This window comes from Enterococcus sp. 4G2_DIV0659 (assembly GCF_002140715.2).
GTDB lineage: Bacteria > Bacillota > Bacilli > Lactobacillales > Enterococcaceae > Enterococcus_L > Enterococcus_L mansonii.
In genome coordinates, this window is record NZ_NGLE02000001.1 from 1,003,598 (window position 1) to 1,029,074 (window position 25,477).

A 25,477-nucleotide genomic window follows, 5' to 3' on the forward strand; every position below is an offset into this window, starting at 1 on the left:
TCCTCCTCGTGCTTAAGCACTAAATATTGTAACATTGCCCGTGTACGATAGAGGGTTTTAAAATTAAAACTTCTATATTGTCCCAAACAAGATTACACATATATTGTACATGCGAAGCCTTATTTTTGCAAGAATTCTAGCTACTCTACACTAAAAAATTTTCTTCTCTCATACTGATGTATACTTGTTCTCCGATAATGATATGATCTAGAACATCAATACCCATCATTTTCCCACATTCCTGCATTCTCTGGGTAAAATGGATATCACTCTCCGAAGGGGTTGGATTCCCTGATGGATGATTGTGCGCGAGGATCAAACGTGCCGCAGAATATTTGACCGCACTACGGAAAATCTCTCGAGGATGGGCAACGCTTTGATTCAAACTACCTTTAAATACAGTTTCTTGTTTAATGACTTCATTTTTCGTATTTAAGTATAAACAAACTAAATGTTCTTGTTGTAAATCTTGTAATTCATACATCAAATTTTGAGCAATTTGATAACTGGAAGATACTTTTCCAAACTTCATTTGAGTACTTTGTTGAATTCGATACCCAAACTCAATTGCTGCACGTAACTCAATCGCTTTGATTCGACCAATGCCCTTTATTTCCATCATTTCATTCAATGTGGCATTTTTTAATTCATATAGATGATTAAAATAATTCAAAAATTTAGATGCAACATCCATTACATGACTATCTTTTGAACCTGTTCGTAGTAAAATAGCTAATAATTCTTGATTAGATAATGCTTTCTCCCCCACTTCTTCCAGCCTTTCACGAGGCAAACAATCTTCTGGCATCTCTCTAATAAATAACTTTTCTTCTTTATTCAAAAACTCACTCCTTTGCTCTCTAAATAAAAGATACGCAAAGAAGTGAGTTTTTTATTTTTCTAAATATGCTGGAACTTGTGTTAGGCTTTCAAAAATTTCTAGTGTTTTGTTTTTGATTTCTTTTGTTGGTGGTAATAAGTCTGGTATCATAATCACTGGAATACCAGCAGCTTGTGCAGCGGTCACCCCATGAAAAGAATCTTCAAAAATCAATGTATTTTCCGCTTGTGTTCCAAGAAACGCTAAACCTTTTTTAAAAATTTCTGGATCAGGTTTTGCTCGAGTGACATCTTCTGCTGAAACAATCCCAGCAAAACGGTCTTTGATTCCTGCTCCATCTAGCAAAAGTTCGATGGCTGGTCGAACGTTACTTGATGCAACGATTCTTGGAATCTCTTGCTGATCAAGAAAATCTAATAATTCCAGAACGCCTTCTTTTAAAGGGACTTGTCCAGATTCAAATACTTGATACGTATCTTCATAAGAACGTTGAATAAATTCTTCCACTTTTTCCTTACCAAACGCTTGAAAGATTCGATGATAATTTTCTTGCACTTCTTCATCTGATACACCTAAAAATTGTAAATACAATTCTTTACTATACGGAAACCCCATAGCATCTGCTATTTTTTGTGCTGACTGATAATAAATCAATTCAGTATCAAATAATAACCCATCCATATCAAAAATGACTCCATTAATCGTATTCATTATTTCCTCCTCATTTAATTGTTTAACCTTGAAGAAAAATAGGGAAATTTGAAAGCAGCGCTTTTGGCTGCATTTACAGTTTATCTTTTTTCTGAAAGGTTCGCTCGTAAAGCAACGTTATAACTTTAATAATAATTCCCTTACTTGTGAAACAAAGTAAAGGGAGCCTGTCACCAAAAGAAGATCATCCGTTGACATTTTTTCCAACACTTCCCCTAAACCAAATTGCCACAATGAAACGATTTCGGTTTTTTCATCCTCAAAATGCTCCAAATTCGTCAAGTCCAGGGCACCAGGATAATCAAATGTACTTAGGTATAAATGGACATTCGGCAGTTGTTTCAATATACCAACCATCTGCTCCACATCTTTCGTTGCCAATGCTGAAAATAGAATATTGATTTCTCTATTTGGAAACTCTTTTTTTATATTTTCTGCTAATCGATACATCGCATGATCATTATGTGCGCCATCTAAAATAATCAATGGTTCTTCACTAATTCTTTCCATACGTGCTGGCCACTTCGCTTTGGTTAATCCTTGATAAATATCTCGATCTGAATAGTTGATTTGATTCAACTGACAATAACGATAAAACAATTCAATCGCTACCGCGGCATTTTCCACTTGATGACGGCCTAATAATGGAACTTTTACATTTGGTACTCTTCCTGCCTCTCCATAAAAATGGAAGACTTCTCCCCAATTTTTATCTGGATGTAGGTATTCTGATTTATAGTCGTAAGCGTAACGGTAGATTTTACTGTGTTTTTTCCTAGCTACTTCAGCAATTACATCAAAGGCAACTTCTTCAATATTTCCTGTGACAACAGGCACCCCCTCTTTAATAATGCCTGCCTTTTGAAAAGCAATCTTTTCAAGAGTATCACCTAATATCTCAGTGTGATCCTTACCAATTGTAGTGATGGCTGTCAACATGGGTTTCACTACATTTGTACTGTCCAGTAATCCACCTAAGCCAACTTCTACAATCGCTATGTCTACTTGCTCTTCAAGCAAATAGTCAAGAGCCATCACCGTTAGGGTTTCAAACTCAGTAATTCCCGCACTTTTTGGCTGTTGATCCATTTTTTTGACCAATTCTTGGTATTTTTCAACGTATTGAACAATGTGATCATCTGAAATCCCTTGTCCATTAATCGCTATCCGTTCATTAAAATGTTCGATGTACGGAGAGGTAAATGTGCCCACTTTCAAGCCAAGCTCTTCTAACATACATCTTAGATACGTCACCGTAGAGCCTTTTCCATTGGTTCCTGCAACATGGATCGTTGGAACTTTATCTTCTGGATGATCCACCCGTTTTAATAATTCTTCTACTCGATCCAGCCCTGGTCTAGAACCAAAAGGCAGCCGACTATGAATCCATTCAATTGCTTCATCAATTGTCAATGACATGCTCTCAACTCCTCGCTTCTTTAATTATATCGAAAGCCGACACTCTTTTCACTAATTTAGGGCTTAAAATAATAGAAAGCTAGATTTTATAAAAAAGTGGTAAAGAAATAACAGAAATACTTGAATACATTTCAAGTATGTTAAAATAAATAAGACTAAATGTACTAGGAGAGCCTAGCATCTTTTTTGCACCAATCCAAAGTCTCGTGATAGACTAGAACCTTGGGAATACATTTATCATAAATTACTTTATAAATAATGTTGCAGGTAGTTCGTTTGATTTTACACAATTGATTGAACCTTTATCCTAAAGCAGTTATAAATTATTAGAATAGAGGAGCAGTAAAACATATGTCAAAAATAAAAAATAACTTCTTAACCGGTGGGAGCTTTTTATTACCTTTCCTGTTATTGATCATCTTGTGGTCTATCTTGGGATTAGCCCCATTTGGAAACAATACACTTTTAGTGAGTGATTTAGGATCACAATATATGCCTTTTTTAAGTGCTTTTAAACAATTTTTTCAAACTGGAAATCATTCACTGTATTCTTTCTCGGATGCTCTTGGCGGCACTATTTTACCGCTAAGTGCGTATTACTTGTTGAGTCCGTTTAATTTTCTCGTGTTGCTCTTTTCTTATGAGCAGCTTCCGATTGCTATCTTATTAATTATTACACTTAAAATTGCTTTTATGGGCACTTCTATGTACTATTATCTTCAAAAAACCTATCGTGAAACGACTGTTTATACGTTACTTTTTTCCACCTCGTATAGTTTTTGCGGTTTTGTTACAATTTATGCGTTGAATTTTATGTGGCTGGATGCATTGATTTTACTGCCTTTATTGGTGTTAGGGATTCAACGTTTATGGGATCATAAAAAATATGGGCTTTATTCCCTCGTATTATTTTTCGCAATTGTGACTAACTACTATATGGGGTATATGCTTTGTATTTTTGCCGTGTTCTATAGTTTTTATTGGTATTATCAACAAACGCTGTCTACTGATAAAAAAGGAGTCTGGCACTTTATTAAAGAAGGACGATTGTTTTTCGTTGCTTCTTTTTTAACCGGAATTAGCACTAGTTTTATCCTAATCCCAGCAATCGAAGGGATGTTGGCAACAAAGAAAACAAGCTTTGATCTAGACACTTTCTTACCATTGCCTAAATTTGGTTTAAACTTTTTTTCTCAGTTAGGAATTGGCAGTGTCAATTTTGAGCTACGACTGGAACATCTGCCAATTATTTTTTCTGGTTTGTTAATGGTCTTACTTTTTATCACTTATTTTCAATTGTCAGTTATTCCTAGAAAAGAAAAATGGAATACCTTGGTTTTAATTGGTCTAATTTTCTTGAGTTTCTGGTTGGAAATGGTTAATACGGTTTGGCACATGTTTCAAAGTCCTGCAGGCTTTCCTTATAGAAATAGCTTTATTTTTAGTTTTTTGGTTATTAAATTCGCGTATGAGGCTTTTATTAAGTTAAAACAAGGCGCCACATTAAAAGTGTTTGTTCCAACTATTTTTTCTATGTTGCTACTGGTAGGCTATCTTTCTTTGCGTTTTTCAAAAGAGAAAGACTTTCTGCTATCTAATATTTATCTTTTTATTAGTTTACTGGGCATTTGGCTCATCTATTGTTTGATTGTTTTAGGGCAAAAATCATTGGGGCTGAAAAGGCATGTGCTGTATTCATTATTGTTTTTGTTTGTTTGCTCAGAGTTGATTTTTAATTTTTGGATCAGCTTAAAAGAGATTCCTTTTGGCAACCAAGAGAAATTTGCCGCGACTTATCAAGCACAAGACAAGGTTATTTCTGAATTAAACGAAGAGCAATCTGATTTATTCCGACTGAAACAGACCATTGATTCCCGTACTGCTGGTTATAACGAACAAAATAACGGCTACAATAATGCACTTTTATATGGCTATGCTGGGGTTTCTAGCTATACCTCTACTTTAGATGCTAAAATGCAAGATACCTTGACAGCATTAGGGTTATACAAAAAAAATGATCGTAGAATTGCTTATGTAGATGAATTTAAAGTCATTAATTTACTTTTAAACGTGGCCTATCAAATCACGCCAGAACATAAGGAAAAACAGCAAATCATAGCAACCGAACCTTCTACAAATGTCTACAAAAATCCAGAAGCAATCGGTATGGGCTTTCTCGTCCCGCAAGGTTTTCGTGCAATCAAATTAGAAAAAGAGCAACCGTTAAAAAATCAAGAAATGATTTTGCAAACTATCCAGCAAAAAGATACAAGTTACTTTAAAGAAACACGGGAATTAAAATGGACTGCTTTGTCTGAAAATCAGTATACTGTCACCACAAAAACCACTTCTGACGGTGAATTATATCTCTATGCTCCCGAAATTGATTGGCAAAAAATGACTTCCTTTACGGTAAATGGAAAAAAAATTCAGCCTTCTGTCTATATTGCTACGAATCAATTATTTAACCTTGGTTACTTCAAGAAAGATGAAACCATCCAATTACAGTTTGATTCAGAAAAAGAGTTAGAAGATAAGAATATGGAAGTAAAAACATTGCAACAAGATCTATTTGATTCTTTCATTGCCAAACAGAAGTCACAGGCTATTCAACTAAATAAACAAGGTTCAAGAACTTTAACTGGTGAAATCACTGTTACAGATTCTAACCACACTCTCCTGTATTTAGCTATTCCCTATGATAAAAATTGGCAAATCACAGTTGATGGGAAGAAAATTGCCGCCAAACGTATTTTAGGCAATTTCATAGGCATTGAACTGCCGATTGGAAAACATCAAGTTGCTATGAATTATCAGCCTAAAAATTTCTTTATAGGTAGTTTAATTAGCATTTCTGTTCTTTTGGGCGTATCATTTTATCAATTAATAAAACGAAAATCAAAGCAACAATGAGAGGAAATAACAGCCATGGGGAGGACTATTCTTAAAAGAATTATCTATGTATTGCCAATTATAGGAGTGATTTGTTTTACAGGTTTAGTGATTTATGGTTATTCTAAAGGTATTTTCCATTCTGTTCAGTCGTTACAGGATTTTATTAAACAATTTGGCGAGTTTGCCATACTGATATTTATTTTTTTGCAAATGCTTCAAGTCATTGTGCCGATTCTTCCTGGGGGAATTTCCACGGTTGTCGGCATGTTGATGTTCGGTAATATACAAGGGTTACTTTATAGTTATGTTGGTTTGATTATCGGTGAAATCATTGTATACTGGTTAGCTCGTCATTATGGAAAATCCTTTGCTCGGCTTATTTTAACTAAAAAACGATACTTGAAATTTGAAAAAATGTTGGATAGACCTCAAAAAGGAATCAAAAAATTAATGATTGTTACTTTGTTGGTTCCTTTTGCACCAGATGATTTAGTCTGTTTGGTCGCTGGTCTTGCAGATTTACCTTTTAAAGAATATATGAAGATTTTGCTTATTTTTAAATTTTGGTCTGTTGGAACGTATGGGTATGCATTAGTGTTTTTGTTTCATCGGATTTTGATTGGTTGATGCAATAAAAATGAAAAGGTGGAGTAATAATCAGGTGAAAATTTGATTATTATTACTCTACCTTTTTTAGGTATTCTTTCACCAAAGTTAAATGAAATGATATATTTTATATCCAATAAAAAAGAAAAAGGTTGTATATTTGGTAGCGTCGCTAGGAGTTTTAGGGATATTTATTCTGGGATTTGCTTTTCATTCAGAAGCATCTGAACTAACTGATATTCCATTAACAGATAAACACATGGTGGAAGTCGCAAAAAATATTAATGAAAACTATGATACATCAAACATGACAACAGAAGAATTAGATAAACTCACGATTCAGTTATTAATTGAACAAAGTAGAATACGAGCTTCAAATGTATTCGGTATTTCTTTAAATTCAAAAGAAAAGGAATTAGCAAAACAATATCCATCTCAAGCTGTCAATTGTTTTTTTATGCAGATATGGCAAGTAATGCAGCAAGTAAAACCTTTAAAATCAAAACTGCAGATTGGGACGGATCAGATGGCAATGCGATGCAGCATTTCTACTGGAACATGTTAATGACTAATAGATATGGTACTGCTGTGGCTGATAGATGGGCTTCTGCTCATGAAGCTCATGGTTTCAATGATATTCACACGAGAATGGATTTAGCTAATAATTCTGAGTGAAGATGCTATTTTATTGACTACTATTACAGAAATAAAAGAAAAAGATTCTATTCAGGTTGTGTATAAAAGACCTTTGCCTAAAGAAGGAAATTTATTACTACTCTATGAAACTAAAAATGGCGAGCTGAAAGAAACATATGCCGGTTACTTTCAAAAAGGAATTCGTAGAAGCAGAATACAATTTAATTTGGAGACAAAATAGTAGTGGTTTAAATAACAATCACCAATAAAAAGATACCTCAATAATCAGGTAATCCTTTGATTATTGAGGTATTTTTCTTTTATTCTTATTTCACTGTACGAAGTTGTGCGATTCGTTCTTTCACAACCACTTGTTTTTCTAAATAACCTTTTTCTTTCGCTTTTTCAGCCTCAACAACGTCGTCTGGTGCATTGGAAACAAAGCGTTCATTTGCTAATTTTCCTTGTACGCGTTTGACTTCTTGGGTCCATTTATCTAATTCTTTCTCTAAACGGGCAATTTCTTCTTCTACATTGATTAAACCTGCTAAAGGTAAATATAACTCTGCTCCAGTCAATACCGCTGACATCGCTAATTCAGGTGCTGTAATATCACTTGAAATAGTTAACTCTTCTGGATTACAGAAGCGCTCAATGTAATTGGTATTTTCGATCAAGAATTTATCCACTGCTTCATCACTGGTTTTAATCAACAGAGTAATTGGTTTTGAAAGTGGTGTGTTCACTTCTGCACGGATATTACGAACTGCACGAATGACTTCTTTTAACACTTCCATTCCACGAGCGGCTGTTTCATCTGAAAATTCTTCGTGAACGACAGGGTAGTCAGCCACGACAAGAGAGACACCTTCATGTGGAATATTTTCCCAAATTTCTTCTGTCACAAATGGCATGATTGGATGCAATAGACGTAAGATTTGGTCTAATGTATACACTAAAATACTACGTGTTGTTTGTTTAGCCGTTTCGTTTTCTCCGTAAAGAATTTCTTTACTCATTTCGATATACCAGTCACAGAAATCATCCCAGATAAAGTTATACAATTGACGACCCGCTTCACCAAATTCAAAGCGATCGAACAACTCTGTCACACGAGCAACCGTTTCATTTAGTCGGGTTAAAATCCAGCGGTCTGCTACAGTTTTCTCTCCACTAAAATCAATATCTTCATAAGACATCCCTTCCACGTTCATGATCACAAAACGGCTGGCATTCCAGATTTTATTGATAAAGTTCCAAGACGCATCCATTTTTTCATAGCTGAATCGCATATCTTGACCTGGTGTAGAGCCATTTGACATGAACCAACGTAACGCATCTGCCCCGTATTTGTCGATCACTTCCATTGGATCGATTCCGTTTCCTAGTGATTTACTCATTTTACGACCATCTTCTGCTCTGATCAATCCATGCATCAAGACATTTTTAAATGGTGCTTGTCCAGTAAATTCTAAACTTTGGAACATCATGCGGCTAACCCAGAAGAAAATAATATCATAGCCTGTTACTAATGTGCTTGTTGGGAAGTAACGCTGATAATCAGGCGCTTCTTCATCTGGCCAACCCATTGTTGAAAATGGCCATAATGCTGAACTGAACCATGTATCTAATACGTCTGAATCTTGAATCCAGTTTTCTGAATCAGCTGGTGCTTCCATGCCAACATACATTTCGCCAGTTTCTTTATGATACCATGCTGGAATTTGGTGCCCCCACCATAATTGACGTGAGATAACCCAGTCATGGACATTTTCCATCCAACGTAAGAAGGTTTGGTTAAAACGTGGTGGATAAAATTCTACTGCATCATCCGTGTCTTGGTTTTTCATCGCTTTTTCAGCTAAAGGTGCCATTTTAACAAACCATTGTGTGGATAAACGAGGTTCAACAACAACACCTGTACGCTCTGAGTGACCTACGCTATGATTCATTGTTTCGATTTTGATTAGACGACCCATTTCTTTCAAGTCAGAAACAATCAACTTACGTGCAGAGAAACGATCCATGCCTGCGTATTTTCCGGCTAAGTCGTTCATAGAACCATCTTCATTCATTACATTTACGCGAGGTAAATCGTGGCGATTCCCCACTTCAAAGTCGTTAGGATCGTGAGCTGGCGTAATTTTTACCACACCTGTTCCAAATTCCATATCTACGTATTCATCAGCAATGATTGGAATTTCTTTATCTACTAACGGCAATGTCACTGTTTTACCAATGATTGCTTGATAGCGCTCGTCATCAGGATGAACTGCAATTGCTGTATCTCCTAGCATTGTTTCAGGACGAGTCGTTGCGATTTCCACAACGCCTGTTCCATCAGTCAGTGGATAACTCATATGATAAAAGGCACCTTCGATATCTTTGTGGATAACTTCGATATCAGATAAGGCGGTTTTCGCTTTGGGATCCCAGTTGATGATGTATTCACCGCGATAAATCAGGTCTTTTTCGTATAAAGAAACGAACACTTTACGAACCGCTTGAGATAATCCTTCATCTAAAGTGAAACGTTCACGGCTGTAATCTAAAGAAAGACCCATTTTTGCCCATTGTTCACGAATATGAGAGGCATACTCTTCTTTCCAATCCCAGACTTGTTCCACAAATTTTTCACGACCTAAGTCATAACGCGAAATGCCTTGTTCTGCTAGCTTTTCTTCGACTTTTGCTTGTGTTGCAATCCCCGCATGATCCATTCCTGGAAGCCATAAAGTATCAAAGCCTTGCATTCTTTTTTGACGAATAATCATATCTTGTAAGGTTGTATCCCACGCATGTCCTAAATGAAGTTTACCAGTAACATTGGGTGGTGGAATAACGATTGAATAGGGTTTTGCTTCTTTATTGCCGTTTGGTTTAAATAAATCTTGATCCAGCCATTTTTGGTAGCGGCCTTGTTCTACTTCTGTTGGCTGATATTTTGTCGGTAGATTTTTTTCTTCTGACATATACGTTCCTTCTTTCTGATTTTAATCTAAATGAATGGTGAAGCGACGCACTAAGGTAACAATTCTTCTTATCAGTCGCCCTGTACTGTTCAACATCAGGTTGCTTCACAATCTGTGATGAACATGAAAAAAGCCCTAAAATACTTTCGTATTTTAGGGCGTATATACAAATACGCGGTACCACCTAAATTGTGTTTGAAAATGCCAAACACCGCTTCATTCGTGAGGTAACGATCACTACTCGAATCATTCTACTTCATTCAAATCATTGACTCACAAGCTACCTTCTTACTGGTTATGTAAAAATCTTCCACCAAGTGATTTTCTCTCTATAACGATGCCAGTAGTACTCCTCTTGATCATGGTCTTTGATTTATTTTACATTGAAGTGAGCGATAAGTCAATTTGAAAAAAATCAACGAACTGCTTTTGCGTGTTCTAGAGCAGTAGCATAATCTGGTTCTTCCGCAATCTCTGTAGAAATTGCCTCATAACTAATTTTTCCTTCTTTATCGATCACAAAAATACTACGAGCTAATCGTCCCATTGCAGGAATGAAAAGACCATATGCTTCGCCAAATGTACCTTCTGTATCATGAAGAATTTCCATATCCACACCTTCAGCTGCACACCAATTTGCTTGTTCCTCTTTTGTGTTGTTAGATATTGTGATGAAGTTTACGCTTTCAACATTTGCTGCTTCTTGATTGAAATGCTTTGTTTGTAATGAACAAATTCTCGTATCAATATCTGGTACAACGCTAATCAAAACAGGTGTCCCCGAAAAATCTGATAGTTTTACTACCTCATCTTCTAAATTCTTTAATGAGAAATCCGGTGCTTGACTTCCTACTTCAGGTTGCACACCGACGATTTCTACTTCTTCGCCTTTTTTTGTTACAATCATCTTTTTTCCTCCTTCAGAAACATTGAATAACTTCACAGCTGATTCAACATTATTTCTCTTCATTCAGTATAGAGTACAGAAGCACAGATGACAAAATTCCTGCTTTCTAAGCTTTTTTACTTGAAAAAGTTTCATCAAAATAAATCAATGTCTGTAGTTCAGTCGTTAAATCGATATATTGAACATTCACATGATGGGGCACAGTTACTCGGTCTGGTGCGAAATTCAAAATCGCAGTAATACCTGCGTCGACGATTTTATTGATTGCCTCTTGTGCAAATTGGCTTGGCACAGTAGAAATCGCAACAGTCACACCTGTTTTTTTGATCTCTTCTGCTAAATTGTCCATTGGTTGTATCACCACATCATCAATAGATAACCCCACAAGGTCTTCTTGTGTGTCAAAGGCGCAAACAATATTTAGATTTTCATTTCTACGGAAATTATTTTTAACTAATGCTTTTCCTAAATTCCCACAACCAATCAACGCAATTCTTTTTTCTTCTTGTGTATTTAAGATATGACTAAATACCTCAATCAAATAAGGGACGTCATAGCCATACCCACTACGACCTAACTCGCCTAAATGGGAAAAATCACGACGAATTGTTGCTGGCGGGACTTGGATTACGTCACTGAATTCTCTGGACTTGATTCGTGTCACACCAGAATCTCCCAACATTTTTAAATAACGTAAATATAGCGGCAGTCGTCTAGCTGTTGCTTTTGGCATTGTTTTATCTTTATGTAGTTCTTTCATTTTTCAACTCTCCTTGTTACTTATTTCACATATCCAGTTTAGCATGCTTTCAGACTTGGAGCAACTTGTTTGTGAAAAAGATACTTGTTATTAGAAAAGACTAATAAAAAAGAACAAACTCGATAGCGTTATCAAGTCTGTTCTTTCACTCATTTATAGTAAATCAAAAAATTCTTCATTTTGGTCATTTTTTTCAGTTATTTCACTAACTTTTAAACCAGCCATTGCTCGTGCCATTAGCCCTTCTATGTCTAAACGTGCTTCATAGGCTTGTGCTTTATCTAGCTTTGGTCTAGTTTTTGGCTGAGGAGGCGCAAAGATTGTGCAGCAATCTTCAAAAGGTTGAATCGCTAATTCAAATGTATCGATTTTTTCGGCGATTTCAATAATTTCTCCTTTATCCATAGATACAACTGGGCGTATGATAGGTGTCGTTGTTACCTCATTGATAGCTACCATGCTTTGAAGTGTTTGTGAGGCAACTTGTCCCAATGACTCGCCATTGATAATAACAAGTCCTTTTCTTAATTCACGAATGGCATCAGTCAAACGCAACATTAGACGACGAGTGACCGTCATTAAATAGCCTTCTGGAACGACTCGTTTGATTTCTTCTTGAATTTCAGTGAAAGGCACTTCAATAAATTGAATACTCCCCGCATAAGGGGCAATCTTTGCTGCTAAATCTTTCGCTTTTTGTAACGCTTGTTCACTCGTATATGGCGGGCTGGCGAAGTGAACTGCTTCAACTTCTACTCCACGCTTCATTGATAAATAACCTGCAACGGGAGAATCAATCCCACCTGACAGCATAAGCATACCGCGACCTGCTGTACCTACAGGCAATCCACCTGCACCCCGAATGGTTTCATAAGAAAGGTAAGAACCTTCTTTACGAATTTCGATACGAATATTAATATCTGGTTTTTTCATTTGAACTGCAATATCTGGAAACACATCGATAACTGCCTTACCAAGCTCTCGGTTTAATTCATTTGAATCTAACTCAAAGTCATGATCTGAACGTTTAGAAGTTATTTTGAAACTTTGTCCAGGTTGATAAATATCTTTAATAATTGTTTGAACCATTTCACGAATGACTGGCATTGATTTTTCTACTCGAATACTTGGAGAAAATGTTTGAATCCCAAATACTTTTTCCAATTTTGGCATGATCTGAGAACTATCTTCTCCGTTTAACAACAAGTGCATCCGATCACGGTCTGCGTGAATTTTTACTGCTGGAAATTCGCCAAGTGTTCTTTTAACATTTTGAGCTAACTGAGAAGTAAATAGTTTTCTATTTTTTCCTTTCGTCGAAAGCTCACCGTAGCGAATCATTATTTCTGTATAATTCATTCTTTAACCCCTTAATACTGAGAATTTTTTATATAATTGATTGAAAATAATCATAAATTGTTCAACTTCTGCAATCGTATTGCTTTCATCCAAACTCACCCGAATCGCTGATGTTGCTAGTGAATCAGGAACTTTCATTGCATACAATGTGCTACTAGAAATTTTTTTTCGACTGGAACATGCGCTGGTTGTTGATGTATAAATTTGTTTTTCCTCTAACGCATGGACAAGAACTTCTCCACGGACTCCTTTTAGAGCAAAACAGAGAATATGTGGAGCAAAATCTGCGTTTTCCTTTGAAAAGATTGTAACCATGCTATATTCTTGTAATGCTTCAATTAAGTATCGGCGGATTGTTGCAGTATGTTCTGGTTTTTCAGCCTTCTTATCTACATATAAACGCAAAGCCTTAGCCATCGAAACGATTCCAGCTACATTTTCAGTGCCACTTCTTAAATTATTTTCTTGTCCACCACCATTTAAAAGCGGTGCTAATTTACGTCCGTGTTTCCAATAAATAAAACCAACGCCTCTTGGCCCATGAAATTTATGAGCAGAAAATGTCGCGAAATCTACTCGCGGCGTCAACCATTGTTCTTGGCTAACTTTACCGACTGCCTGAACCGCATCAACGTGAAAGTGAATCGTAGGATACGCTTGTAAGTAATCACTGATTTCCTGAATCGGCTGAATTGAACCTATTTCATTATTAACCGCCATCACCGATACAAGGATTGTATCTTTACGAATCAGTTTAGCTAATTCATCAACTTTTACAAAGCCTTCTTCATCCACTGGTGCTATGGAAATGTCAAAGCCGTTCTCAGCTAGCTGACTGGCCGTCTCAGAAACAGCAGGATGTTCAATATCTGAAATAATGATATGACGTCCGAAAGCTTTTTTCTCCATCGCTGTTCCTTTTATGACCCAATTATCTCCTTCTGTGCCACCACTTGTAAAATAGATTTCACTTGACTTGACTTGCATTAAATCAGCAATTTGTTTTCGCGCCTGTTCCAACAAACGACTAGCTTGGCTACCTAATCCATGTAAGCTGGAGGGATTACCAAAAATTCGTTGGCTGGTTTTTATATATGTATCTAACGCTTGGGGATAAATCGGAGTTGTTGCACTGTTATCAAAATAGATCATCTAAAAACCTTCTTCTTTTAAAATTCTTTCCTATTATATACTTTCTATTTTAGTAGTTCAACCGCACAAACAGAATTCATTGAATAAGAAGTGAAAACAAACAAAAAGGCAAGACCAATGTCTTACCTTTTCAAGTTCTATTTACAATTATATAGCGTTAAGATTGTTAAAATAGAAATCTTCGATTCTTCTAAATGCTCCTGGTTCCACTCGTTCAAGTGCTGTACCAATCTCATCTAGTGCATCTTGATATCTGTATTCTTTTGAAAATAGTTCTAAGCTATTTTCCATTGCCATACGGATTGCTTCATGCGTGTGACGGTAACGATTCGCATATTGCATCATTTGTTCCGTCAACGCAGCAGAATTTACTAAGTCATTTGTTTTCTTATCTAGTAATTCTAGATCTTCATTACAAAGATCAGAGAGCTTCTTAATTTCTTCCATATTAATACGGATTCTATTCAAAGCTTTACTTAACTCTTCAATACGATCTGTTGCTACAAAGAAAAATTCTAAGTAGTCAGCTGGTAACCCAGGCAAACGTTGTTTTTCAACATAACGCTTGATGTTACGTAAACGGAAATCGTATTGATCTACTTTTTCTTGAGCTGCTTTTTCACCTTTACGTAATTCTTTCAATGAATCATCAATCTCAACTTGTTGATTTTCGATATCATCTAAAATCTTATAACAATCTTTAAAGAATGCTTGAACTTCTGAATACGGAACTGTATGTTCTTTCATTTTCGGTTCAAAGTCTTCATAACGGCGAATCAATTCTTCGATTTCGGTTTGGAAACCTCTTGAACGCCCTAATTCATTATGATTCAATGTGTAGCTTTGAGAGGTATGATCAAGTTCGATCATTAATTGACGATTATTTTTCAATGCATGGGCAATGTAATCTCCAACTACTTTTTGGTTAGTAAATACATATTTCTTCGCATTGATTTCACGTTCCATAATCTCATACAATGCATCAATAGCATTCGCTGTATCACGGTTGGCTACTTCAACTGCATCAACCTCTGTTTTCTCTAAATCGACAGTTGAATTTTTCACACGTTTTTGGACGCGTCTTAATTCATCTTCAAAGTTCTTCTCAGGAAATACATAATGATCTGCACGCAGACGTTTGTATCCTTCTTCAATCTCTTTCAATTGATCTGGGAAGGTTCTAGTTAATTCGTCATAAAGCGGTGGAATACGTTTCATCACATCATCTAATTCGTAAGTGTGACGTTCTGCATTCTCTAAAACTTCACGAGCTTCAATCGGATCACCAGATGTGTTCAATGTAACAAACTGTGTAAATTCGATTTCGATATTTTTGATTTGTTTTTGTAATTCTGGGTAAGCAGAACCAAATTCTGATTTTTCATCATGAAGCAATTTGCTGATCTCTTCGTATACATCTAAAGCTTTTTGGACTTCAAGCGAGTTACGTTCTTCACTCTCACGAAGTTCTTTCAAGCCATTACGAATGATCTCAACTTCTGATTCCATCTCAGACATTGTTTCCTCTGCTTCAGCTACAGCTTTTTTTGCTTTCATAAAACGGAAGGTTTCATTTAAATTTTCGACTTCAAATATCTGACTTTCCAACTCTGCAAAAGAACGAGTAGAAATCTCAGTCCAGCGCTGATTCCATTCTCTGAAGGTATTTTGACTTTGACCGACCATGTGCATTCTTTTGACATCATCGACCTCTTCAATCACTGGCAAGTCAAATAGCTCTTCTTTCCTCTTCTCCAGATCATCGAGTTTCATTTGATTTTTCTTTCTCATAAAATAACCAACTAAATACAAAACAGCTGCGATGATTATTATAGCTAAAACTACGATAATGATCAGATTATTCTTCATTCATGGTTCCTCCGTTTATTTATCCATATATGATTATACAACCGCTGATAAATAACAAAATCACTCCTATCTGCAATTGCACTAGTCTCTTATCTACATAAAATTCCTAAAAACACCTACAGAAAATTATATCACAAACCACGCCATCAAGCACTAATTAATTGTAATTTCTTAAGAAATGTTTTGACTTTGTAATATTGTACCAAATTTCCTTTGATTATTGGCAAAATTAAACGATAACTTCAGCGGATTGCAACTTTTTACAGACCTCGCTCAAACTATCCAAGTGAGCATCCGCTAACTGTTGATTCATTCCAAATCGAACATCCTTTAACGCCCAAACCGTCAGTCCAGCATCATAAGCAGAACGAATTCCCTTCTCAGAATCCTCCAGCGCAAGACACTTTCTTGGTTCGATTCCTAACGCACAGGCTGTATACTCGTAAATCTCAGGCGCTGGTTTACTTTTTTTAAATTGAGTACCACTAACCACTACATCGAAGTAACTACTTAATTGTCCCGCATTGAGCACTTCTTGAATCGCATCTCTGGTTGAAGAAGAGGCCAAACCAATTTTATAGCCTTTTCTTTTAAGAAATTGTAACACTCGTTTAGCGTCTGAATCAATCAAACGCTCGTAGTTGATCGGATGCTCACTCTTGTATTGTAGATATTTTTCGTTCAAGAAAGTTTGATCATAAAGGGTCTCATTCACTTTAAAAATCGTCTCCCATAAACTTCGCATGTCGGCTCCAATAAATTCAGGAATCGGGATTTGTTCAATAGATAAATCGTATTCTTTAAGAAAAGCTTTTCTGCGTTGATAATAAAACGCTTCACTATCGACCAATACGCCATCCATATCGAAAATAATTCCTTCAAAGCTTTGCGTCATTTTTGGTTCCCCTTTTTTAACTATTCTTGTTCAGCTCTACTAGTCTAACAAAAGTTTGAAAAAAAATGAAGAAATTTGTCGAAAAAGAATGGAAAAGAATAAATAATTGTCCATTTTACGGTTGCTTTTCATCAGATATTTCGGTATTCTTTTACTATTATAATGAAAAATCTATTAAAATTAGGAGTGAAAAAAGTGAAAGTCATAAAATTCGGTGGAAGCTCACTTGCTTCTGCAACACAGTTAGAAAAAGTTTTACAAATCGTAAAAGAAGACACTTCACGAAAGTTTGTTGTTGTTTCAGCTCCTGGTAAGCGGTCTTCTGAAGATATTAAAGTAACCGATCTACTAATTACCTACTATCATGCGTATATAAATAATGAAGATACTACTATAATCATTAAAAAAATTGTAGCTCGTTATGAGGCAATTTTAGATGAATTAGCTCTTAACAAAGCTGTTTTAAACGATATTCAAAAAGCTATCCAACATTTGGCTACGTTGCCAAAAGAGAATAATCCTCATCTTTTGGACGCTTTTTTAGCCAGTGGGGAAGATAACAACGCAAAGCTGGTGGCAGCCTTTTTCCAACAACGCGGTTTAAATGCGGCTTATAAAAATCCCTTAGATCTTGGTATCATTGTATCAGACGAACCTGGAAATGCTCGGATTCTACCTTCTTCGTTAAGTAAAATCAATCAATTTAGCAACACTGAAGAGATTTTAGTTATTCCGGGCTTTTTTGGTTATACAGAGGCGGAGGAGATTTGTACTTTTTCAAGAGGCGGTTCAGATATTACAGGATCAATTGTGGCCGCTGGTGTACAAGCAGATATTTACGAAAACTTTACTGATGTAAATGGCATTTTCGTAGCCCATCCAGGAATCGTCAGTGAGCCAAAAACAATTAAAGAGCTAACGTATCGTGAAATGCGTGAATTAGCCTATGCTGGATTTGCTGTATTACATGATGAAGCCTTAATGCCTGCCTATCGCGCTAGCATTCCTGTAGTAATAAAAAACACGAATAATCCCGAACATCCTGGAACATTGATTACGACAAAACGTACAATCAAACATGATCCTGTTGTCGGCATTGCTAGTGACCAAGGTTTTGCCAGTATCTATATTAGTAAATATTTAATGAATAGAGAATTAGGTTTTGGTCGTCGTTTATTGCAAATTCTTGAAGAATTAGGTTTGAGTTATGAACATATGCCATCTGGTATTGATGATATTTCAATCATTTTACGAGAACGCCAATTAACCATCGAAATCGAAGAAGAGTTGATGAAGCGTTTAGAAAAAGAGCTAGAACCCGACGAATTAAGAATTACTCATGGCTTATCAATGTTGATGGTCGTAGGTGAAGGCATGCGCCAAAGAATCGGGGTAATGGCTGATAGTACTGCTGCTTTAGCTTTTAACAAGATCAACTTAGAAATGATCAACCAAGGTTCTTCTGAGGTCAGTATCATGTTTGGTATTCAGGAATCACAAGAGAAAAAAGCCATTCAAGCGCTGTATCAAACATTTTTTGAAAAATAGCCTGTAAAAAATAATAAAAGTTGAGATAGAATGCCTTTAAAGAGCGAAACAAAACTGATCTTTCGTTTTGTTCCGCTCTCAACTTTTTTGACTTTAAGGCTATTTATCCTGGGTTTCAACACTCTTTCTTTGCCTTTCCAATTCTGCTTTAATCTTGGGTTCTGGCGCAAAATCAGCTTCCCAGTTGTCTGGTTTCAACACTTTATGCGTTATTGGATGATAATGTGGCTTTCCATCAGGAAATATTTTCCCCATATTAGCTTCATGAACAATAGAAAAAATTTCAGTCGGATCAACGCCTAATAGCGAAAAAGAACCATAAGTAAAGTACAGTAAATCGATTAACGCATCTACTTGTTCAACCAAAGGATCCGTTACAACTTTTTTCTTACCAAGCACTTTTTCTTCTGCCTGATCGACAGATTTTTTTAATTGCTTTACTAAATCTTTAAAGACAAGCGGATCATTGTTCGCTGAACCATATAAAAATTCAACTAATTCTTCAATCTTAAATCCTGCACGATCAGATGCCTGTTTAGCAGAAAATCGTGTTGGGGTATCAGGTCTTCTATTATCAAATTTTTTATGAAATGCTTCTGTTTTTTCAAACGGATTATCGATTTTCATTAAATCCCTCCTAAATATAAAAGCTGAATGAGCCTAGTTAGCTCTGAGTGTAAAATAGGCATTGGTGACTGAGGGGCTCCTTCCCTCTTTCTCCAATTCTCTTTTTACCAAAGAGCTGGCCCGTTTAGCTAGACTATATAAAAGCTGAATGAGCCTGGTTAGCTTTGAGTGTAAAATAGGCATTGGTGACTGAGGGGCTCCTTCCCTCTTTCTACAGTTCTCTAAGGAATAACATCATAATGCTTCAAAGCGTGGTAAATTCCGTCTTCTTCATTTGTTTTAGTGACATAATCTGAAATTTGTTTTACCTCATCTTCCGCATTGCCCATCGCTACACCGATTCCCACACCATGTAACATTTCAACATCATTCCAGCTGTCACCAAAAGCCATGACTTCATCTAACGTAAATTCAAAATACTCAGCACATGCTTGAATGCCGACAATTTTAGAGCCGCCTGCTGGAATTATATCAAGGGTATAAGGATTCGAACGAGTCAATTGACAGTTTGGTAAGTGTTCACTTAAGAAATCCAACTCTGATTTAGGGCTTAGTAAAACACATTGGAAGATCGGCTCTTTCAAAATACTAAGACCATGATAACGCTGCGCTTTTCTATGGATGGAGAGTCGGCTGATCAAGTCTTTTACGAACCTTGTCGGGAAATATTTTGGCAGAAAACGGACTAGCTTTTTTGCCCATTTTTTTTGCCCAAAGCGCATAAATGAACTTCCCTCTACATTATCCCTTGAACCGAAAAGAATTTGACGATGATAACGATCTGAAAATGACACAATTTGCTCTAGTGTATCATCAGCAAACGACTTTGCTCGAATCGTTTCTTCTTTTGTATAAACAAGTTGACCATTGTAGGTGACGAAAACATCCAAATTCAATTCATCGATCTGCTGACTTAAATGAACCGGACCTCTACCTGTCGCAACGCCACAAATAATCCCCTGGGCTTGCGCTTTTTCAATTGCTTGTTTCGTAGATGCCAATACCTTTGTATTTCTGTTCACCAGTGTGCCATCGATATCAAAGAAAATTGCTTTAATCATAGGTTTCCTTTCCATGATAGATCTATACCTTTTTATTAAAATAGATCCATTTGTTTCGGATTTAAATTTTCGTATTCTAGTTTTAATGCTGCTTTCATTTCCAACAAATTCTCTGCCGCATCCCCGCCAGAATTGTTATTAAAGATTACACCAATCTCTTGTGTTTGAGTCAACACTTTTTCAATAGATTCACTTAGTTCGGCAATTTCTTCAGTGTTATAGCGATATAATGTCCGCTTCTTGCGCCAATCTTTATCATTAGCCATCCAACCAGCTGCATTGCGTCCGTGAAAACGAAATAGAGTCAATTGATCATTTGTTACAAATGGAAAAAAAGGAACTGGGTTTGTTGGGATTTGAGGTTCATCTACAATCACCAAGGAGAATTGTTGTGTTTTCATGAAAGACAATGTTTGTTTAATATACTCCGATGTGTACCATGAACCATTTCTTAATTCAATTGCAACTGGATACCCAGCAAACCATTGACGAATTTTCTCTAAATATTGAACATTTTCTTTCGTACAGCCAAATGTCCCAGAAAATTGAACAAGAAAAGCAAATAGTTTTCCACTTTCAACGATTGGAGCCATACTTGTTAAAAAGGCCTCCACCATCTCTTCCTCATTTGCGTAATATTGCTGCCACTCACCTTGACAGCTAATTCCACTGTACACTTTCATCACGAAACGAAAGTTATCGGGAACTGATTTTGCCCATTCCTGAACGGAGCTTTGCTTTGGAATACCGTAATAAGCTGTATCCATTTCGACCAAAGGCAAGTACCCTGCATATTCATATAATGTCGAGCGCTTTTTTCCAGTTAATTTATCATGCTCATTAAAAGAGGTCAATCCTAATCGAATCATATATGTATGTTTCCTCCTTGCTTTTATCAATAACTATTGCTTATCATTCATTTTACTATACACATCTATTTTATAATAAAAAAGGAGGTCGAGCAGAAATCTTTCTACCCGAGAACCAAATGAAGACTGTTCAGCATCAACTCACACTTCGCTGTATTTTACAGCAATAAGAAGAATTTACGTTTGATTCTGCCGTCTATTCGTATTTAAAGTGTGAAACAAAAGTGCTATCTGCCTTTGTCCCACACCCTTTAAAATAGTTTTATCTATCGTTTATTGACTTTTTTTCCACGTCATATTTGCTTCACAATAGATTTGACCATCGATTTGAATTTCATGTCGTGTAACTATCTGGTCTTGATCATCCAGCATTTCATAATGACTTTCTACCATTTGGCCATATTCTACTTCTTTATCAAATTTTACATTGATAAATGTTGGTTCATGAGTAGCCAAAAAATCATACCCCAAAACATCTAGTAACCAATTGAAATAAATAGCATTGTTGACGTGTTGATTGCCGTCAATATCAAAATAGCGCACACGATAAGGGAGAAACTGACCATTCTCGATTTTTTCGATTTTTTCACCACGATAAATTTTCGTGATTTTTTCACTTTCATATGGTTCAATAATTTCAGGTAATACACTGCTCATTTTGCGATTCTCTTGATCCATCAACACAAAAGTGGACTTGATCAATACGCATTCATTTCCCTGTTGGTCATGAATCCAAAAGTTTCTGTAACAGAAATATTTATTGTACGCCATCGCTTGAGTTGTCACGTTGATCTTTTCTCCAACTCTTGGTAAGCGTGTGATATGAATTTCGTAATTCGTAATAACCCAGCCTAGACCAAACGATGCTACATAATCTGAACCGCGATTTAACGCATCGCTTTGTTCTTCTGATGTTTTTATCACAACTGCTAACATTGCCGGTATGGTCATCCTTCTAGTTATGTCACCATCATAATAGGCAACTTCGTATGGGGTTGTATATTTTTTTGCCACTGTTTTTCCTCCTGCTTCTACTTAAGTAGCTACTTAAATTATAGCATACATTATTAATTGGATTAGTAAAAACAACGATTCCTTCCTAAAATGCATCAAAATTAACACCCTCATTTTTTCTATAGACAGATCCTTTACTCCCCTGTTATAAAAAAGATACAATTCGACTTTTTAACTATTTTTTATTAAAAAAAAAAACAAAAAAACTTTTTATAAATAATAGAGGCAAACCCCAAATTTAAAAAGTTTTTTTGCTTTCCCTAATTGTCAAAAAAATACTGCTATTCAATATTTTTTTTTCACTATACGTGTCCTACATTACCGTACGTAAGCACTTCGTTCAACAGTCCAAAAAGTGTTTCCATTCTTATCCCTCCAAAAAAATTAGTTGATTCTAAATGAATAATACCATACTATTATATAAAACTATAACTATAATGCATAAACATAGAGGGGAAATTTATGAGAATCAAAGGAGACATCATCCGTTCAGTAAGAAAACAAAAAAAATTGTCGCAAGTCACTTTAGCAGCAGGTATTTGTACTCAAGGAACCATTAGTAATATTGAAAATAAAAATGTCTGCGATAGTCTTGAAATCCTTGATGCAATTTGTAAAAGGTTAAACCTCAGTCTAGAAAGCGTATTAGATGATAATGATGAAAAAAAGCTAACAAATTTATTAAATCACGTAGAAAAATTATGCAACACATTAAAACATAAAGAAGCATACTCTTTACTAAAAGAGACACCAATCAATGTTGCTGATTTTCAGAATAAAGAATTAGAAGTACGCTGGTTTTATTTTATGGGTATTACTAATCTTTTAGGTTTCAATAATACAACAGATAGTTTGTTTTATTTCTATAGGGCAGATGAACTTGGTGATGTAAATTCTATCTACGCAATTTTATCCGTAAATAGCTTAGGAATTGTTTATGAAATGGCTAATGAATTGGATAAAGCTCAAGTTTACTATGAAAAATCAATTGATATGCTAAACAAAATGACTACTGTTATGCCAATTGAAGCTACAAAAATATTTTATAATACAGCTAAATTCTATTCACTGATCAAAAACTATGATGAGGCTTATCGTTTAGCCTCACAAGGAATGGCTTTGAATCAAACGTACCAATCACTGTATATGCTAGATATTCTCGCTTATGAAGTTGCATTCAATGATTTTATGCGAACACCTGATTTAGCTGCACCTGATTATACTAGTGCAAAGGTTTTTGCTTCGTTTAATGATAATCACCACTTACTAACTGCGATTGCTAATGATGAAAAAACCTTACTCCGTTAAAACAGAGCGATTTGGAATAGTTAAACCACAAGTTTGTTTTGAGAATAATGCAGTAAAGCTGGAACAGAAGTATTTCCCCTCGATAAATAGAAGGGGTTGCTTCTGATCCAGCTTTTTTTACTTAAATCATGGATTATTCGATAAACTTTTTGCATATTATTTACAAAATAATTGTATATAATTTGAATAATAAAATAATTTATGATATATTCTCCATTGTAAACGATATCAAAAATACTTTAGGAGGAATCACAATGAAAAAAGTAATGCTTAAAACAGTTCTTACACTAAGTTTACTGGTAGGAGGATTATCTATTGCCTCTACTGTCACACACGCTCATGGATACGTTTCATCACCAGGAAGTCGTGCTTATTTTGGTAGCAGCCAAGGCGGAAAGCTTAACAAAAATGTCGGCAGAGCTGAATGGGAACCTCAAAGTATCGAAACATTTAAAAATACATTTATTTCAGGAAAATTAGCAAGTGCGGGTGTTAGCGGCTTTGAACCATTAGATGTCCAAACTGCGGATCGTTGGTATAAATCAGATATTACAACAGGTCCTCTTGCCCTTAAATGGACATTGACCGCTCGCCACAGAACATCTACTTGGGATTATTATATGACAAAACAAGGATGGGATCCTAATCAACCTTTGGATATTAAAAATTTTGAATTGATCGGACAAATTGATGATAAAGCAACGATTCCAGAAACAACCGTTAATCATACAATCACTGTTCCAACTGACCGTAAAGGTTATCATGTGATTTACGCTGTCTGGAATGTCTATGACACAGCTAATGCCTTTTATCAAGCCATTGACGTAAATGTAAAATAATTGATAGAGCATATGGAAAAGGAGCGTCTTTTATGAAAATCAAACAACTTATTCCTCATTTTTTATTACTTTCGGGTATCCTTGCTGCAAATATATTTGTAACAACACCTGTGAATGCTGCCGATTCTGCAAGTGAGATGGTCAATGTTACGAACAAAAAAGTCCTTGTTGGTTATTGGCACAATTGGGCTTCTAAAGGAAAAGATGGCTACAAACAAGGAACTTCTGCCAATATTTCATTAGCAGAAGTAAACAAAGCGTACAATGTTGTTCCTGTTTCTTTTATGAAAAGTGACGGGATTAACCGTATTCCAACATTCGCACCTTACAATAAAACAGATGCAGATTTTCGTAAAGATGTAGGAGCACTCAACAGTCAAGGGCGAACTGTTTTACTTGCTTTAGGTGGTGCAGATGCACATATCCAATTGAAAACTGGGGATGAGCAAGCTTTTGCTGATGAAATTATTCGCCAAGTAGAGACGTATGGATTTGACGGATTAGATATTGACTTAGAACAGTCAGCGATTACTGCTGGAGACAATCAAACCGTTATTCCAACAGCGTTGAAAAAAGTTAAAGACTACTATAAAGCACAAGGAAAAACATTCACTATTACAATGGCACCTGAATTTCCCTATTTAAAACCAGGAGGCGCATATGAAAAATACCTAACTTCCCTAGATGGCTATTATGACTATATTGCACCTCAGCTATACAATCAAGGTGGGGATGGCGTTTGGGTGGACGAGATCAATAAATGGATTCCACAAAGCAATGATGCGTTGAAATATGAATTTCTTTATTATATGTCTGACTCAATGATTCATGGCACGCGAACATTCTTGAAGATTCCAAATAATAAATTGGTGCTTGGTCTTCCTGCCAACAACGATGGTGCCGGAAGCGGGTATGTCATTGATCCAACGGCTGTTTATAAAACGTTTGGTCAATTAGCCAAAGACGGAAACCCAATCAAAGGGTTAATGACTTGGTCTGCTAATTGGGATGTAGGGACTAATTCCAGTGGTGTTCCTTATAACAACGAATTTGCTAATAGATATGTTCAACTTTTACAATAGTAAATAAGAGGACGAAACAATCCTCCATGAGGACTATCGTCTTCACCAATCAGAATGAAAATAAAGTGATCGACCTACATGTATTTACTGTCATACTAAAGATGATG

Annotated in this window: 23 protein-coding genes and 1 other annotated feature; of the genes, 9 read left to right on the top strand and 14 right to left on the bottom strand. The window is 35.9% G+C overall.

All coding sequences use genetic code 11. The annotated features are described in order from the left end of the window. Positions 1-145: 145 nt before the first annotated feature. The 3 genes from radC to A5880_RS04770 all read right to left on the bottom strand — a co-directional run bounded on the left by radC (position 146) and on the right by A5880_RS04770 (position 2,971). Positions 146-841 (bottom strand): RadC family protein, encoded by a 696-nt coding sequence (gene radC / locus A5880_RS04760; RefSeq protein WP_086331351.1) that lies wholly within the window; start codon positions 839-841, stop codon positions 146-148. Positions 842-892: 51 nt separating this feature from the next. Then, the gene (locus tag A5880_RS04765; protein ID WP_086331350.1) at positions 893-1,552 is read right to left on the bottom strand and encodes an HAD family hydrolase; all 660 of its coding nucleotides are present in this window, start codon (positions 1,550-1,552) and stop codon (positions 893-895) included. A 117-nt stretch (positions 1,553-1,669) separates the two neighbouring features. Further along, entirely contained in the window at positions 1,670-2,971 is a 1,302-nt protein-coding gene (locus A5880_RS04770) for a bifunctional folylpolyglutamate synthase/dihydrofolate synthase (protein ID WP_086331349.1), read from the bottom strand. Positions 2,972-3,322: 351 nt separating this feature from the next. On the opposite strand from A5880_RS04770, the gene A5880_RS04775 reads away from it, so the two are divergent. The 5 genes from A5880_RS04775 (at position 3,323) to A5880_RS04790 (ending at position 7,349) form a co-directional block, all read left to right on the top strand. After that, positions 3,323-5,884: a YfhO family protein gene (locus A5880_RS04775; RefSeq protein WP_086331348.1), complete on the top strand. Its 2,562-nt coding sequence runs from the start codon at positions 3,323-3,325 to the stop codon at positions 5,882-5,884. Positions 5,885-5,899: 15 nt separating this feature from the next. Then, the gene (locus A5880_RS04780; protein WP_086331347.1) at positions 5,900-6,493 is read left to right on the top strand and encodes a TVP38/TMEM64 family protein; all 594 of its coding nucleotides are present in this window, start codon (positions 5,900-5,902) and stop codon (positions 6,491-6,493) included. Positions 6,494-6,632: 139 nt separating this feature from the next. After that, positions 6,633-7,037: a macro domain-containing protein gene (locus A5880_RS04785; RefSeq protein ID WP_086331346.1), complete on the top strand. Its 405-nt coding sequence runs from the start codon at positions 6,633-6,635 to the stop codon at positions 7,035-7,037. Beyond that, positions 6,938-7,147, top strand: coding sequence for a DUF6973 domain-containing protein (locus A5880_RS16150; RefSeq protein WP_419469603.1), 210 nt, complete (start codon positions 6,938-6,940; stop codon positions 7,145-7,147). The genes A5880_RS04785 and A5880_RS16150 overlap by 100 nt, the downstream gene beginning before the upstream one ends. A 13-nt stretch (positions 7,148-7,160) precedes the next feature. Then, positions 7,161-7,349 (top strand): hypothetical protein, encoded by a 189-nt coding sequence (locus A5880_RS04790; RefSeq protein ID WP_086331345.1) that lies wholly within the window; start codon positions 7,161-7,163, stop codon positions 7,347-7,349. 85 nt (positions 7,350-7,434) lie between these two features. Here A5880_RS04790 and A5880_RS04795 read toward each other — a convergent pair whose 3' ends face one another. From A5880_RS04795 to A5880_RS04825, 7 genes are all read right to left on the bottom strand, one after another. Then, on the bottom strand, positions 7,435-10,080 hold the full coding sequence (locus A5880_RS04795) for a valine--tRNA ligase (RefSeq protein WP_086331344.1): 2,646 nt from the start codon (positions 10,078-10,080) through the stop codon (positions 7,435-7,437). A 151-nt stretch (positions 10,081-10,231) separates the two neighbouring features. Next, positions 10,232-10,452, bottom strand: a binding site (T-box leader). Positions 10,453-10,495: 43 nt separating this feature from the next. Further along, entirely contained in the window at positions 10,496-10,987 is a 492-nt protein-coding gene (gene tpx / locus A5880_RS04800; protein ID WP_086331343.1) for a thiol peroxidase, read from the bottom strand. 106 nt (positions 10,988-11,093) lie between these two features. Beyond that, the gene (locus tag A5880_RS04805; protein WP_086331342.1) at positions 11,094-11,747 is read right to left on the bottom strand and encodes a redox-sensing transcriptional repressor Rex; all 654 of its coding nucleotides are present in this window, start codon (positions 11,745-11,747) and stop codon (positions 11,094-11,096) included. 153 nt (positions 11,748-11,900) lie between these two features. Then, positions 11,901-13,106, bottom strand: coding sequence for a tRNA uracil 4-sulfurtransferase ThiI (gene thiI, locus A5880_RS04810; RefSeq protein ID WP_086331341.1), 1,206 nt, complete (start codon positions 13,104-13,106; stop codon positions 11,901-11,903). Between the two features lie 3 nt (positions 13,107-13,109). Beyond that, on the bottom strand, positions 13,110-14,258 hold the full coding sequence (locus A5880_RS04815; RefSeq protein ID WP_086331340.1) for a cysteine desulfurase family protein: 1,149 nt from the start codon (positions 14,256-14,258) through the stop codon (positions 13,110-13,112). Positions 14,259-14,405: 147 nt separating this feature from the next. Then, entirely contained in the window at positions 14,406-16,127 is a 1,722-nt protein-coding gene (gene ezrA / locus A5880_RS04820; protein WP_086331339.1) for a septation ring formation regulator EzrA, read from the bottom strand. Positions 16,128-16,356: 229 nt separating this feature from the next. Continuing rightward, a complete protein-coding gene (locus A5880_RS04825; protein ID WP_086331338.1) occupies positions 16,357-17,022 on the bottom strand; it encodes an HAD family hydrolase in 666 nt (221 codons plus the stop codon). Between the two features lie 195 nt (positions 17,023-17,217). Between A5880_RS04825 and A5880_RS04830 the strand changes: the two genes are divergently transcribed. Then, positions 17,218-18,570 (top strand): aspartate kinase, encoded by a 1,353-nt coding sequence (locus A5880_RS04830; protein ID WP_086331337.1) that lies wholly within the window; start codon positions 17,218-17,220, stop codon positions 18,568-18,570. 99 nt (positions 18,571-18,669) lie between these two features. On the opposite strand, the gene A5880_RS04835 is transcribed toward A5880_RS04830, so the two are convergent. From A5880_RS04835 to A5880_RS04850, 4 genes are all read right to left on the bottom strand, one after another. Beyond that, a complete protein-coding gene (locus tag A5880_RS04835) occupies positions 18,670-19,197 on the bottom strand; it encodes a pyrophosphohydrolase domain-containing protein (RefSeq protein WP_086331336.1) in 528 nt (175 codons plus the stop codon). A 221-nt stretch (positions 19,198-19,418) separates the two neighbouring features. Continuing rightward, on the bottom strand, positions 19,419-20,258 hold the full coding sequence (locus A5880_RS04840) for a Cof-type HAD-IIB family hydrolase (RefSeq protein WP_086331335.1): 840 nt from the start codon (positions 20,256-20,258) through the stop codon (positions 19,419-19,421). A gap of 35 nt (positions 20,259-20,293) precedes the next feature. Then, the gene (locus tag A5880_RS04845) at positions 20,294-21,127 is read right to left on the bottom strand and encodes a DUF72 domain-containing protein (RefSeq protein ID WP_086331334.1); all 834 of its coding nucleotides are present in this window, start codon (positions 21,125-21,127) and stop codon (positions 20,294-20,296) included. A gap of 273 nt (positions 21,128-21,400) precedes the next feature. After that, the gene (locus tag A5880_RS04850) at positions 21,401-22,141 is read right to left on the bottom strand and encodes an acyl-ACP thioesterase domain-containing protein (RefSeq protein ID WP_086331333.1); all 741 of its coding nucleotides are present in this window, start codon (positions 22,139-22,141) and stop codon (positions 21,401-21,403) included. Between the two features lie 462 nt (positions 22,142-22,603). Between A5880_RS04850 and A5880_RS04855 the strand changes: the two genes are divergently transcribed. From A5880_RS04855 to A5880_RS04865, 3 genes are all read left to right on the top strand, one after another. Further along, positions 22,604-23,449 carry a helix-turn-helix domain-containing protein gene (locus A5880_RS04855; protein WP_086331332.1) on the top strand — a complete coding sequence of 282 codons (846 nt, stop codon included), beginning with the start codon at positions 22,604-22,606 and terminating at the stop codon, positions 23,447-23,449. A 254-nt stretch (positions 23,450-23,703) separates the two neighbouring features. After that, the gene (locus A5880_RS04860) at positions 23,704-24,288 is read left to right on the top strand and encodes a lytic polysaccharide monooxygenase (RefSeq protein WP_086331331.1); all 585 of its coding nucleotides are present in this window, start codon (positions 23,704-23,706) and stop codon (positions 24,286-24,288) included. Positions 24,289-24,320: 32 nt separating this feature from the next. Beyond that, entirely contained in the window at positions 24,321-25,370 is a 1,050-nt protein-coding gene (locus A5880_RS04865; RefSeq protein WP_086331330.1) for a chitinase, read from the top strand. Positions 25,371-25,477: the final 107 nt, after the last annotated feature.

Coding starts and splice junctions, on each gene's coding strand:
- A5880_RS04765 (WP_086331350.1), bottom strand. CDS start 1,552: ATGAATACGATTAATGGAGTCATTTTTGATATGGATGGGTTATTATTT.
- A5880_RS04770 (WP_086331349.1), bottom strand. CDS start 2,971: ATGTCATTGACAATTGATGAAGCAATTGAATGGATTCATAGTCGGCTG.
- A5880_RS04775 (WP_086331348.1), top strand. CDS start 3,323: ATGTCAAAAATAAAAAATAACTTCTTAACCGGTGGGAGCTTTTTATTA.
- A5880_RS04780 (WP_086331347.1), top strand. CDS start 5,900: ATGGGGAGGACTATTCTTAAAAGAATTATCTATGTATTGCCAATTATA.
- A5880_RS16150 (WP_419469603.1), top strand. CDS start 6,938: ATGGCAAGTAATGCAGCAAGTAAAACCTTTAAAATCAAAACTGCAGAT.
- A5880_RS04795 (WP_086331344.1), bottom strand. CDS start 10,080: ATGTCAGAAGAAAAAAATCTACCGACAAAATATCAGCCAACAGAAGTA.
- tpx (WP_086331343.1), bottom strand. CDS start 10,987: ATGATTGTAACAAAAAAAGGCGAAGAAGTAGAAATCGTCGGTGTGCAA.
- A5880_RS04805 (WP_086331342.1), bottom strand. CDS start 11,747: ATGAAAGAACTACATAAAGATAAAACAATGCCAAAAGCAACAGCTAGA.
- thiI (WP_086331341.1), bottom strand. CDS start 13,106: ATGAATTATACAGAAATAATGATTCGCTACGGTGAGCTTTCGACGAAA.
- A5880_RS04815 (WP_086331340.1), bottom strand. CDS start 14,258: ATGATCTATTTTGATAACAGTGCAACAACTCCGATTTATCCCCAAGCG.
- ezrA (WP_086331339.1), bottom strand. CDS start 16,127: ATGAAGAATAATCTGATCATTATCGTAGTTTTAGCTATAATAATCATC.
- A5880_RS04825 (WP_086331338.1), bottom strand. CDS start 17,022: ATGACGCAAAGCTTTGAAGGAATTATTTTCGATATGGATGGCGTATTG.
- A5880_RS04835 (WP_086331336.1), bottom strand. CDS start 19,197: ATGAAAATCGATAATCCGTTTGAAAAAACAGAAGCATTTCATAAAAAA.
- A5880_RS04840 (WP_086331335.1), bottom strand. CDS start 20,258: ATGATTAAAGCAATTTTCTTTGATATCGATGGCACACTGGTGAACAGA.
- A5880_RS04845 (WP_086331334.1), bottom strand. CDS start 21,127: ATGATTCGATTAGGATTGACCTCTTTTAATGAGCATGATAAATTAACT.
- A5880_RS04855 (WP_086331332.1), top strand. CDS start 22,604: ATGAGAATCAAAGGAGACATCATCCGTTCAGTAAGAAAACAAAAAAAA.
- A5880_RS04860 (WP_086331331.1), top strand. CDS start 23,704: ATGAAAAAAGTAATGCTTAAAACAGTTCTTACACTAAGTTTACTGGTA.
- A5880_RS04865 (WP_086331330.1), top strand. CDS start 24,321: ATGAAAATCAAACAACTTATTCCTCATTTTTTATTACTTTCGGGTATC.